Source organism: Ruegeria sp. CG11 (assembly GCF_056537245.1).
The window spans coordinates 25,961-38,197 of sequence record NZ_JBQFRE010000017.1 but is presented as its reverse complement, the minus strand read 5'-3'; the positions used below and the strand labels follow the sequence as shown (position 1 = coordinate 38,197).

The following is a 12,237-nucleotide window of genomic DNA, read 5'->3' as shown; positions in this document are numbered from 1 at the left end:
TAAGCGCTTGCATTTTTGATGTAAGCGCTTACAAACCTTGATGAGCCGAATCCGGGAAAAGGCCAGAGAATAGGAGCCGCTGCCCATGCCTCGTGACTATTTGAAAAAAGCGACTTTGACGGCGCAATCCCACGCCTCTGAGGTGCACGATACGGTCAGGACCATCCTTGCCGATATCGAGGTGGGCGGGGATGCAAAAGCGCTGGAATATGCGGCCAAGTTCGACAAGTACGACGGCAATGTCCTGATGACGCAGGACGAGATCGACGCCGCCATCGCACGGGTTCCGGAAAAGCTGAAGGCCGATATCCGCTTTGCCCACGACAATGTGCGCCGCTTTGCCGAAACCCAGAAGGCGACCGTGGCCGACGTGCAGACCGAGATCGTTCCGGGGTTTGTTGCTGGTCAAAAGGCGATCCCGGTGGACGCGGCGGGCTGCTATGTGCCCGGCGGGCGTTATAGCCATATCGCCAGCGCGATCATGACAGTCACCACGGCCAAGGTTGCCGGGTGCCGCCACATCACCGCTTGTTCCCCGCCGCGCCCGGGCGAAGGGGTTGCGCCTGCGATTGTCTATGCCGCGCATATTTGCGGGGCTGACAGCATCTTGGCCATGGGCGGGGTTCAGGGCGTGGCCGCGATGACCTATGGCCTGTTCGGTCTGCCGCGCGCCAATATCCTGGTAGGCCCGGGCAACCAGTTCGTGGCCGAGGCCAAGCGCATTCTCTACGGCAAGGTCGGCATCGACATGATCGCAGGCCCCACGGACAGCCTGATCCTTGCCGACAGCAGTGCGGATGCGCATGTGGTGGCCACCGACTTGGTCAGCCAGGCTGAGCACGGCTACAATTCGCCCGTCTGGCTGGTGACCGATGACCGCGATTTGGCGCAGAAGGTGATGGTGCTGGTGCCAAAGCTTATCGATGACCTGCCCCAATTGAACCGTGAAAACGCCGCCGCCGCGTGGCGCGATTATGCCGAGGTGATCGTCTGTTCGGATCGTGAGGAAATGGCAGCCTGTTCGGATGAATACGCCCCCGAGCATCTGACCGTTCAGGCCGAGGATCTGGATTGGTGGCTGGACCGGCTGACCTGCTACGGTTCACTGTTTCTGGGTGAAGAAACCACCGTGTCCTACGGCGACAAGGCCACCGGCACCAACCACGTTCTGCCGACGTCGGGGGCGGCCAGTTATACGGGGGGGTTGAGCGTCCACAAATACATGAAGATCGTCACTTGGCAGCGGGCGACGCGCGAAGGATCAAAGTCCGTGGCCGTTGCAACCGCCCGTATTTCCCGTCTGGAAGGCATGGAGGGTCACGCCCGCGCCGCGGATGTGCGTTTGGCCAAGTACTTCCCCGACGAACAGTTTGATCTGCAGGCGGATGGGTGAGCCGGATGCTCTTCAGCCAGCCGCCACAGGTACCTAAGGCCGGAATCACGCCGCAATACCTTGCGGGAAATCACTTTTATCGGCACCGTATGCAAATACGGCCGAGGATTTCCAACAGACCGTGCGGGTCATTTTGAAGGCCGTCTGTGGGCCAAGGTCCAACAGAAACGGAGGGACTCATGTATAAGAAAATTCTTGTTCCCATGGCGCTGGATCACGGAATTTCGCAGCACACGCTGGAAGTGGCCCGTGCGCTGTCGGCAGCGGACAGCGAAATTGTTGCGCTGCATGTCTACGAGATGCCGCAGGGGTCGGTCAGTGCCTATCTGGACAAGGACGCTGTGGCCGACGGGTTTCGCGCTGCGGCCAGCTTGCTGCGCGAAAAGACTGAGGAACTCGAAGGCATCCAGCCCGAAATCGTCAAGGGTCATACTGCCCGGACCATCATCGACTATGCCAACAACAATGATTTTGACTGCATCGTCATCGGCTCGCACAAGCCGGGGCTCAGCGACTATTTCCTGGGCTCGACCGCATCGCGTGTGGTGCGTCATGCCGGCTGTGCCGTGCATGTGCATCGCAGGATCTGAACCCACAATCGCGCCCCGGCGCCCCAAGCAGGACGGACAGACCGGATATGAACATAGACAAGAAGATCACGGATGATCTGGTCGCAAACGATATCTCGTTTGTCACCACCGTGCCGTGCAAGCAGCTGGCCGGGGTCATCGATGAAATCGATAAGCGCGACGGCATCTATCACATCCCCTCGAACAAGGAAGACGAGGGCATGGGCCTATGCGCGGGGGCGTGGATGGGCGGCAAACGTCCCGCCATCATCATGCAGAACACCGCCATCGGCGTGACGATCAACACGCTGGCGACGCTGATCCAGTACTACCGGATGCCCCTGCCCATGTTGATTTCCTATCGCGGAGAGCTGCGTGAACCCATCGCCTGTCAGGTGGAAATGGCGGTGCATACCAAGGCCCTGTTGGCGCAGCTGAACATCCCGACCTACCACTTTCACCATCAGTCGGATGTGGCCGAGCTGGATGCGATCCTGAAATACACATTCATGTGCAACAAGCCGGTCGCCATCCTGACCGACGCCAATTTCTGGGGAGGCTATGGCGACCAATGATCCGTTCTGAAATCCTGACCGAAATCGCCCCGATCCTGCGTGATCAACTGGTGGTCTGCAATATCGGCATCCCCAGCCAGGAGTTGCACGCCATCGATGATCAGCCGACCAATTTCTATATGCTGGGCACGATGGGTCTGGCCTCATCCATCGGGCTGGGGCTAGCGCTGTCGCAGCCGAAGCCGGTGATCGTGATTGATGGGGATGGGTCTGTGCTGACCAATCTGGGCACCTTGCCGACCATCGCGAATAATGTGGCCGACAACTACATCCTGTTGATCATCGACAACGGCTCTTACGGGTCGACCGGGGACCAGCCGACCTATGCGGGGCGGAAAACCTCGCTGGCGAAAATGGCCGAGGCCGCAGGCTGCGATCGCGTGATCGAATGCCCCGCCGAAGACACCGGGCGGGTGCTGCAAGAGGCGTTGGATGCCACTCAGATGACTATCATCGTCAGCAAGTGTGAAAGCGGCAACGCCAAGATGCCGCCGATCACGATGGACCCGGTGGTGATCCGTGATCGGTTCATGAAGGCCGTTCAGGCGTGAGGAAATCAAGGCGCGGAAATTATGCTTCTTCCGCGCCTTCAGGGCCGTTTTACCGCGCCTGTTCCAATAGCTGACCGAACCCGATGATAGGCTCTTTGATGTCCAAAAACTGCAGTGCCTGAAACAGCATTGCCTGGTTTGAGCTGATCACCGGTTTGCCGACCTTCTCCTCAAGCCGGGCCAGAGCCTCGACGCTGCGCATGTCGGTGCAGGACAGAACCAGCGCGTCGGCCTCGGGATGATCCGCCGCACGGCCCAGTTCAAAGACCGCCTGGGGGTCCAACGCGCCCTGGCCTTCGTTGTCCAGTGCCTCGGTCACCTCGGAGCGCTGAATGGTCTCAAAGCCCAGCTCGGACAGAAAGCCAATCGCCATATCGTTAATCGCGGGCACATAGGGCGAGGCAAACCCGATGCGCCGGGCGCCCAGCGTGGTCAGAGCATGAACCAAAGCCCCGGCCGCAGTGACCGTTTTGGCCCCGCTGGCGGCGCTGATCCGTGTGGCCAGATCACGGTCAAACTCCGGGCCGTGGGTCAGGGTGGCCGAGGTGCATCCGTAGAAGACCACATCCGGCTTTGCCCCCATCAACAGGCGCAGGGGTTCGTCCAGATCGGCGGCCCCCAGATCGTGCATCTGGGCCTCGTCAGGGATTTCATCTTCGTCATATCCACCCATCCGGGCCACGTGCAGCGAAATACTCGGCAGGGCCATCAACGCCAGATCGGGTTCCAGATTGGTGTTGGTAAAGGGGACAAGAACCCCGAACCGGGCGCGGCCTCGGGATGTGCTCATGGCTGACCCTCCTGTTTCCATTGCGTCAGGATTTCTATTGCTGTGTTCATTGAAGCTTGCGGTCCGACGGTCATGCGCAGGGTATGCGGCAGACCCGCACCGCCCTGCGGGCGCAAGAAGACGCCTTCGGAGCGTAGCATTCGGTCGGCACTTGCCACGGCCTCGGGGCTGCCCATGTTCAACAGCAGGAAGTTGGTGAAGCTGGGGTAAGGGGTAAAACCAGCGTCCCTCAGCGTGACTGCCGCCTGATCGCGCAGAGCAGCCGTCATCTCGCAAGTTTCACGCATATAGGCGTCGTCTTGCACCGCCGCCGCGGCGGCGATTTGTGCACTGGCCGGGATGTTGTTTGGGTTCATCACCTTGCGCATCTCTGCTGCGATAGCAGGGGGAAAAAGCCCCCAACCGACGCGGAACCCGGCCATGCCGTAGGCCTTGGAAAAGGTGCGCAGCACGACCGTGTTGCCCTCGGCGACCATGTCAAAACACCGCTCACCCAGATGGTCTGAGAACTCACCATAGGCCTCGTCGATCACCAGCAGGATGTCGGGCCGCAAACTTTGCCTCAATCGGACGAGTTCGGATTTCGGGATGCGGGTGCCGGTTGGGTTGCCTGGATTCGCAACAAAGACGATCCCGGTGTCCGGTCGGACCGCTGCCAGCAAGGCATCTACACTGACGGTGGCATCCGTTTCACGGGCGGTGTCGAACCGCGCATCGGCCATGCGCGCCGCCGTCTGAAAGAAGGGATAGGCATGGGCCGGCGCCAGTACTGCTCGATCCGGTCCGGCGTACACACGCGCAAGGCACCCGATCAGGTCGAGCGATCCGTTGCCGCACAAGATCCCATCCGCATCAATCCCGTGCAGGTTCGCCAAGGCGTTTCGCAGGTCCGTCCAGTCCGGATCGGGATACAGCATCGACGCACCCATGGCATGCGCTGCCGCCTCGATCGCCCTTGGGCTGGGCGGGCGCAGGCTCTCGTTCTGGGACAGCGAGATCAGGGTTTTGCCCTTGGGCGCTTCAAGGTCAGCCAGCGCATAGGGCGACATGCGCGCGATATGTGGATGCGGGCTGGTCATGTCTGCCTCCGGTATTGGGTCCGGGCCATGTCCGGGGTGACCAACCCCGCGCGAAGGTCGTTTTGCACCGCGTCTTCCGAGCGTTCCTCGGGCCGACCGAACCCACCTCCGCCGGGCGTTTCGAACGTCAGTGTTTCACCGGCCTTGATCCGAACCTCGCCCTTGCCGGGCAGGTGGCGGTTTCCGGGCTGTACGGTGATACGTCCGGGCGCGCCGTCCAACCCGCCGTCACGGCCCTTGGCAGGGTTCTTGATCCGCTCGACTGACAGAAACAGCATCAGGTCCTGTTCCTTGGATGCGCTGAGTTCAATCTGCTGCCCCAGACCGCCCCGCAAACGCCCGGCTCCTCCGGAATCCGGCCGTAGCTCGCGGCGGTGAAACAGGACTGGCGCGACGGCCTCGGTGGTTTCGACCTGACTGCCCCAGACGCCGCTGGGAAAGGCAGTGGCCGATAGGCCATCCAGCCGGGGCCGGGCACCAGTACCGCCGTTGAAGACAAGCTCCAGCGCAAAGAGGTCATCGCCGCGGTCAACCGCCTCGGGCGCGTGGCGCAGGGGCAGGTCGTACATGCAGGAGGCCCCCTCGGCCGGGACTCTGTCGGGCATGGTCTGCGACAGGCAGCCATAGACCAGATCGGGTGTCATCTGCCCCAGCGTGTGCCGCATCGCCACCGGGGCCGGGGGTTGTGCGTTCAGGATACAGCCCTCGGGGCCGGTCACCCGAAACGGATCGAGCGAGCCTGCATTGTTCGGGATATCCGCCCCGATGATGCAGCGCAGGGCAAAGACGGAATAGGCCGTGGCATAGTTCAGCGGCACATTGATCCCCTTGCCGACGCAGGCCGCGGTGCCCTCGAAATCCAGCAACAGGTGGTCTTCTGCGATGGTAAGGGCGGCGTGCAGCTCGATTTCGTCGTCATAGCCATCCACCCGCAGTACATGGTGCCACGTGCCTTTGGGCAGGGCAGCAATGGCGTCCAGCGTGCCACGTCTGGAGGTGTCGATGATGTAGTCGGCCAACGCATCTAGGTCGGTGATGCCAAACTCCTGCATCATCTGCACCAGCCGTTCGGCTCCGGCTTCGCAACAGGCGATCAGGGCATAGATGTCACCTTCATTGGCGATGGGCTCGCGCGAGTTGGCTTTGACGATGTCCAGCAACAGCGCATTCACGTCACCCTCGCTGACCAGTTTGCAGGGCGGGATCAGTAGGCCTTCGTCATAGATATCTGATCCTTCGGGCCCCATGCCCAGCCCGCCCAGATCAACCAGATGTGAGGTGCAAGCGGTTTAGCCGATTACCGTGTCCTGATAGAACACCGGCATCATCAGCAGAAAGTCGTTCAGGTGCCCCGAGGCGATCCACGGGTCGTTGGTCATGTAGATATCGCCGGGTTTCATGTCGCTTTGGGCAAAGCGCGCACGCAAGGTTTTGACCGCCTCGGCCATGGTGTTGATATGCCCGGGCGTGCCGGTGACGGCCTGCGCCAGCATCCGGCCTTGCGCATCGAATATCCCGGCCGAGATGTCACCGCATTCACGCACGATTGGACTGAAGGCGGCGCGGATAAGCGCTTGCCCCTGCTCTTCGACCACGGCCAAAAGCCGGTTCCACATCACCTGCAGGCGTGTATCTGACTGGATCATGCTTTGTCCTCCTCTTGCCGGGTCAGCCAGATGTTGCCCTGGCCGTCGACGCTGGCGCTAAAATCGGCGCTGACGAATGTTGTTGTCTGGGCCTCGACGATCAACGCAGGACCGTTGAGGGCCGCTCCGGGCTTCAGGTCAGAGCGGTTGAACACGCCCGCCGGGCGCCACGCGCCAGTGACATCGCACAGGATTTCACGGTGTTCGGTTGCCGTGGCGGTGTGTTTCGCCGGGTTGTCTGGATAGGCCTCATGTGCGGGGGCGGGGGACGAAACGGACAGCCCCCAGTTCAGGATTTCGATGGTCATGCCGGGCACGATCCGGCTGAATTGGCGGCTGTATTCCGTTTCGAAAGCCTCTCGCAAAGCGGTGAGGTCCGAAGCGGTCAAAGCCCGGTCGGGCAAACGGATTTCGATCTCGTGCCCTTGTCCGTGATACCGCTTATAGGCGACCCGGCGCTGCGACAGTGCACCTTTGGGTGCTCCCGCACGGACGACCTGTTCCGCCTCGGTCTGCATGGCGTCGAAGAAGTGGTTCAGCCCGTTGATATCCAGACCGTCCAACCGGGCATAGCGTGACCGGATGACCTCATACGACACGGGCGCGAACAGGAAACCGACCGCCGAACCCACACCCGGATCACGCGGGATCAGCACCCGCCGCATCTGGGCGCGTCGGGCCACGCGGGTGGCGCGCAACGGACCGTTGCCGCCGAACGCGATCATCAACCGGTTGCTTAAGTCCTTACCGGATTCGACCGCATGCATCTGGCCTGCGCTGGCCATGCTTTCATCGACAATCTCACTGACCGCAAAAGCGGCCTGATCGGGGCTGAGGCTCAGCGGGTCACCCACATCCTGTGCCATCGCTTGCGTTGCGGCATCCGGATCAATCCGCAGCCGCCCTTCGGCAAACCGACCCGGTTCGATCAGGCCCAGCGTAAGGTCGGCGTCTGTAACCGTCGGCTTGTCGCCACCCTTGCCAAAGGCCGCAGGGCCGGGGTCTGATCCCGCACTGTGCGGACCGACCTGAATACGGCCCAAACGATCAACGCTGGCGATCGAGCCGCCGCCCGCTCCTATTTCGAACATCTCGATCACCGGATGCGCACTGGCATCCCGGACCCCTTGATGAAGCGCTCGGCCCGCGAGATTTCGAACTTGCGCGCGGTTTGCGGGCGAAAGTCGTCGATCAGGCACAGCTTGGCGGTGGTACCACCCATGTCAAAAGACAACACTTCGGCCTCACCCGTGGCTTCGGCGATGCGGGCGGCCAGAACAGCACCCCCGGCCGGGCCGGATTCCACCAGACGGATCGGCAGCCGGGCGGCGGTGTCCAGCGTAGTCATGCCGCCCCCCGCCGTCATCATCAGGATCGGGCAGGCCAGCCCCATTTGCCGGAACCGAGCCTCGAAGTCCTGCAGATACCCAGCCATCAACGGCTGCACATAGGCGTTGGCAATCGTGGTGCAGAGCCGGTCAAACTCGCGCGCTTCGGGGCTGACCTCGTGGCTGAGAGAGATGACAAGGTCTGGCATTTGCTGCGCCAGCAAGTCGCGCAGCGCCAGCTCATGCGCCGGGTTGGCATAAGCGTGCAGCAGGCAGATGGCGACGGCCTCGACCTCGAGCGCCTGCAATTCGGCCACCAAGGGGCCGATACCAGCCTCGTCCAGCGGTTCCAGCTCATGCCCGCTGGCATTCATACGCCCGCTGATCGTCAGTGAATGGGTGCGCGGCACGATCAAATCGGGTTTGACCAGATCGATCGCGTATTGGCTATAGCGCCGCTCATACGCGATCTCGAGGATATCGCGGAACCCACGCGTGGTGATTGTGGCCGTGACAGCCCCGCGGCGTTCGACCAGAGCGTTGGTGGCAAGCGTGGTGCCATGGATAAACGACGCCAGTTGGCGCCAGCGGCCTCAAGCACATGCGTGGCGCCAGCAACCGCACCAAGGGCAGGTCGGTGCGGTGTGGTGGGTGTTTTGGTGGTCGCCACTACCTGAGACGCGCTGTCCAGCAGCACGGTATCGGTGAACGTGCCGCCGATGTCGATTGCCATACGCAATCCAACTGTTTGATTCATAAGAGTATCAGCCTGAAAGGGTGGAACAGACCCGAAGGCGGGTCAGGTGAAAACGGACTGTTCCCCGCGGGTCAGGCGACCAGATCGCACCCGGTTTCGCAACGCATCATCGGTTGTCGAAGGTTGGTTGCCACAGCTTCAGTTCCCCGTCGTCTGATGACCGCGACATTGGGCGAGGAAAGACCCTTCCGTCAACACCTCATTCGAGGGATGCGCAGGTTTGGTGCAAAATCCAAAATATGATAAGACAAAGGGTGCGGCGCATCCCACTCAGAAATGTTTCGAAATTTCATCACAAAGGGGGTAAGTCATGAAACTCAATCAATTTACACAAAGCATTCTGATCGGCACGGGCCTGATACTGGCGGGCCTGTCTCCGGCGCTGTCGCAAGACCGCGAGGAAAGTCAGGGCATGGTGCTGTTGCGCGGGCTTCCGACGCTGGACACCAGCCACAGCATCGCGATCATCGAACTGGACCCGGAATCGGAACGGTTCGGAGAGATCCTCAGCGAAGTAGAACAGCCCGAGATGGTTCATCCGCTGCACCATCTCTACTACAGCCCCAATGGCCGGCTTTATTCCACAGGGCTTGATCCGTCCTGCAGTCTGGCCGAGGTCGGGCTGTCCCGCGATGCGGGCGGTGCGCCGGTGATATCCGGCTTTGACTGTCTGGACACGCAGGGGCAGATGGTCGGCGAAGATATCATGTGGGCCAACTCGAACGGTCAGGAGTACATGTTCGTGACCTTCCTGGGCGGAACCGGCGGGGATGACGGCGGCTCGGTCGGTGTATTCGACGCCCAGACCAATGAGGTCGTCAAGGTCATCGAAGCGCGTAAAAGTCAGGTGGGCGAGGGCGCGCCCTATATCATGTATCCGCACGGCATCTCGGCCTTTGACGACCGTATGGTTGTGACGTCGACAGTGCATCCAGACCTGTCCACAGGGGTCGGCAATGCGCTGACGATCATCGATCTGAACACGCTGGAGCCCATCGAAAACATCACGGTCGAGAAGGAAAAACCGCTGAACTTCCCGTCCTCTCCGGTCGAGGTGCTGTTTGCGCGCCCCGATATGCACCCGGATATCGAACCGGCCATTCTGGCCAACACCATGTTTGGGTTCGAGACGTGGAAAGTGCCGTATGATGCCAGTTCCAAGACCTTTGGTGAGGCCGAGGTGATCTATAGCGGCGTAGCCAATGAAACCGCCGTACCGCTGGAATTCTACGGCACCGAGGATGAGCTGTTCATCTCACACGCTCTGCCCGGCGTGGTGAAGCGTTATGACCTGGCAGCCTTGCCCGAGCTGGTATCCAGCGGGCCGGACATCGTGGCCGATCCCGGCGCGCATCACATGATCTTTTTCACCTCGGCCTCGGGGCGGGACCTAATCGCTATTCAAAACAACCTGCTTAATCTGGGCAACAGCGCTGAAAATGACCCGACAGATGTGGATTTCATCGCCGGTCTGAACAGCCACACGATCTCGGTCCATGATCTTGAAACCGGTGAGCGTCTGGCCACGGTCAATATCAAGGATCGTTACAACAAGGGGATAGAGAACCTAGAAGGCCTGTTCGGATCAGGCTTCGTTCACCACCACTAGCGGCCCGGAGGGCGTTATGCGCTGGGTACTGCTGATCCTCGCCGCTGCAGGTCTTGCGGTGGCGGGGTGGATGATTTGGGATCGCACGCGTCACCCGGTGGCGACGCCGATTGCCGACTTCTCGGCACCGTTTGTGTTCGGTCGGTTCGCCGTGCCGCCCGACAATCCACTGACCGAAGAGGCCTTCGTGCTGGGCCGACACCTGTTCTATGACCCGATCCTGTCGGGCAACAATCAGGTGTCCTGCGCCACCTGCCATGTGCAGGCAATGGCCTTCACCGACGGGCGCGCGAAATCGCCGTCCCTGTCAGGGGGTGAGCTGGATTTCAGTGCCATGAGCCTTGCAAACCTTCTGTGGGGGCAAAAGAGGTTTTTCTGGGATGGCCGCGTGACCTCGCTTGAGGAACAGGCGTTGATACCGATCCAGCATCCGGATGAGATGGGGCAGGATATCGACGCCCTGATGGCCGAGCTCGAGGCATCTGGCACCTATCGCCGCATGTTTCGTCAGGCCTATGGCGCGGTCACACCGGAAAACACGGCTAAGGCGCTGGCCACATTCATGCGGATGCTGATTTCGTCCGAGTCGAAATACGACAAATACCTGCGCGGCGAAGCCCGCCTAACAGCGCAGGAGGAACACGGGCGCAAGCTGTTCATGGCGCATCCCGACACCAAGGTCTCGCTGCGGGGTGGCAATTGCATCGACTGCCACAGCCAGTTTCTGACTTCGGGCTTTCGCGATGCGCTGGACGGGTTCTCCAACAACGGTCTGGACCCGGACGATACCCTGCCTGACGGCCTGATGGCTGTGACGGGAAACCCGGCGCACAAGGGGTTCTTCAAGGTTCCGACCCTGCGCAACATCGCTGTCACCGCGCCTTACATGCATGACGGCCGGTTTGAAACGCTTGAGGACGTCATGGCCCACTATAATGACGGCATCGTGGTCAGTGACACGCTCAGCCCCCTGATCCTAGAGGCGGACAACGCACCCGAGCCCGCAAAGGGCACGGTCGGGCTGCGCATGACGCCTAAGGAAATACAGGCCATCATCGCCTTTCTGCACACGCTCACGGATGAGGCGTTTCTGACCAACCCGAAGTTTTCCGACCCGTTTGAAGGAGGCTCCTGATGAGACTGACCCTTGGAGTATTGGCCGTAGCAGCCCTGATCGCGGGGTGGTTCCTTCTGACGTCCGGACAGCGGAAAACCACACCGATCACACTGACCTTTCACGCGCATATGGGGGATGAGCCTCTGGTCTATGATCAGTTTGTCTATGACAACCCGGGCGGGGACGGGCAGTTCAGGGTTCGGGATTTCAGGTTCTACCTCAGCAATCTTTCCCTGACGCAGGGGGGGAAATCCTATGCCGAACCGGACAGCTATCACCTGTTACGCTTTGATAATGAGGATAAGACGCATTCGATCACTCTGCCCGAGGTGCCCCTGAAATCCGTTGATACCATGCAATTCCTGATCGGGGTTGATCCCGCTGCGAACGGCTCGATCGAGGTGCGGGGGGATCTGGACCCTAACAGCCAGATGGCATGGAACTGGGAGGTCGGGTATAAATTCGTGGTTGTGGAAGGCGCCCTGAAACAAGGGGAGAACGTATCCCCGCTGGTCTATCATGTCGGGTTTTCCGAAAACGCCCGCGAGGTCGAGTTCACGTTGCCGCCGGACGTTTTCGCGAGCGACGACCCCGAGGTGCACCTGATCGTCGATCTGGCGAAGTTCTTCGACGGGACGGCGCAGATCGACATGCAAGCGCTGCCGTCGGTCAAGTTCAACCGAGCAGATGCTGAGATACTGGCCGACAACTACGCCATCATGATCACTCTGGCCTTCTGAGGCGGGCCATTTTTTGGGAAAATTCAGCGGTTCAGGTTGAAATCGCCCTCGACGGCGGGGGTGTGATCGGTGATTGTTTGGAC

Annotated in this window: 11 protein-coding genes and 2 pseudogenes; 7 read left to right on the top strand and 6 right to left on the bottom strand. The window is 60.8% G+C overall.

Annotated features, from left to right (window positions below; genetic code table 11):
- The first annotated feature begins 85 nt into the window (after window positions 1-85).
- From hisD to comE, 4 genes are all read left to right on the top strand, one after another.
- The gene (gene hisD, locus ACR0KW_RS20540) at window positions 86-1,393 is read left to right on the top strand and encodes a histidinol dehydrogenase (RefSeq protein WP_480806662.1); all 1,308 of its coding nucleotides are present in this window, start codon (window positions 86-88) and stop codon (window positions 1,391-1,393) included.
- 179 nt (window positions 1,394-1,572) lie between these two features.
- Complete coding sequence (locus tag ACR0KW_RS20535; RefSeq protein ID WP_170327917.1) at window positions 1,573-1,983, top strand: universal stress protein; 411 nt, start codon at window positions 1,573-1,575, stop codon at window positions 1,981-1,983.
- Window positions 1,984-2,030: 47 nt separating this feature from the next.
- Window positions 2,031-2,537 (top strand): sulfopyruvate decarboxylase subunit alpha, encoded by a 507-nt coding sequence (gene comD, locus ACR0KW_RS20530; protein WP_170327916.1) that lies wholly within the window; start codon window positions 2,031-2,033, stop codon window positions 2,535-2,537.
- Window positions 2,534-3,088, top strand: coding sequence for a sulfopyruvate decarboxylase subunit beta (gene comE, locus ACR0KW_RS20525; protein WP_480806661.1), 555 nt, complete (start codon window positions 2,534-2,536; stop codon window positions 3,086-3,088). The genes comD and comE overlap by 4 nt, the downstream gene beginning before the upstream one ends.
- Window positions 3,089-3,137: 49 nt before the next feature.
- Here the strand turns inward: comE and ACR0KW_RS20520 are convergent, their stop codons facing one another.
- The 6 genes and pseudogenes from ACR0KW_RS20520 to ACR0KW_RS20495 form a co-directional block, all read right to left on the bottom strand.
- Window positions 3,138-3,878, bottom strand: coding sequence for a maleate cis-trans isomerase family protein (locus ACR0KW_RS20520; protein WP_480806660.1), 741 nt, complete (start codon window positions 3,876-3,878; stop codon window positions 3,138-3,140).
- A complete protein-coding gene (locus ACR0KW_RS20515; protein ID WP_480806659.1) occupies window positions 3,875-4,957 on the bottom strand; it encodes a pyridoxal phosphate-dependent aminotransferase in 1,083 nt (360 codons plus the stop codon). The genes ACR0KW_RS20520 and ACR0KW_RS20515 overlap by 4 nt, the downstream gene beginning before the upstream one ends.
- Window positions 4,954-6,603: pseudogene (locus ACR0KW_RS20510) on the bottom strand (hydantoinase B/oxoprolinase family protein). Before ACR0KW_RS20510 ends, ACR0KW_RS20515 begins: the two are co-directional and overlap by 4 nt.
- A complete protein-coding gene (locus ACR0KW_RS20505; RefSeq protein ID WP_480806658.1) occupies window positions 6,600-7,694 on the bottom strand; it encodes a hydantoinase/oxoprolinase family protein in 1,095 nt (364 codons plus the stop codon). The pseudogene ACR0KW_RS20510 and the gene ACR0KW_RS20505 overlap by 4 nt, the downstream one beginning before the upstream one ends.
- Window positions 7,695-7,699: 5 nt before the next feature.
- Window positions 7,700-8,038 (bottom strand): hydantoinase/oxoprolinase family protein, encoded by a 339-nt coding sequence (locus ACR0KW_RS20500; protein WP_480806678.1) that lies wholly within the window; start codon window positions 8,036-8,038, stop codon window positions 7,700-7,702.
- A 168-nt stretch (window positions 8,039-8,206) separates the two neighbouring features.
- A pseudogene (locus ACR0KW_RS20495) lies at window positions 8,207-8,664 on the bottom strand (hydantoinase/oxoprolinase N-terminal domain-containing protein); the annotation flags it as partial.
- A gap of 334 nt (window positions 8,665-8,998) precedes the next feature.
- Between ACR0KW_RS20495 and ACR0KW_RS20490 the strand changes: the two are divergent.
- From ACR0KW_RS20490 to ACR0KW_RS20480, 3 genes are read left to right on the top strand one after another with little or no spacing between them, the layout of a single operon-like run.
- A complete protein-coding gene (locus ACR0KW_RS20490) occupies window positions 8,999-10,297 on the top strand; it encodes a hypothetical protein (RefSeq protein ID WP_480806657.1) in 1,299 nt (432 codons plus the stop codon).
- A gap of 16 nt (window positions 10,298-10,313) precedes the next feature.
- Window positions 10,314-11,432, top strand: a complete 1,119-nt coding sequence (locus tag ACR0KW_RS20485) for a cytochrome-c peroxidase (protein ID WP_480806656.1) — start codon at window positions 10,314-10,316, stop codon at window positions 11,430-11,432.
- Window positions 11,432-12,154: an MbnP family protein gene (locus tag ACR0KW_RS20480; protein ID WP_480806655.1), complete on the top strand. Its 723-nt coding sequence runs from the start codon at window positions 11,432-11,434 to the stop codon at window positions 12,152-12,154. The genes ACR0KW_RS20485 and ACR0KW_RS20480 overlap by 1 nt, the downstream gene beginning before the upstream one ends.
- Window positions 12,155-12,237: the final 83 nt, after the last annotated feature.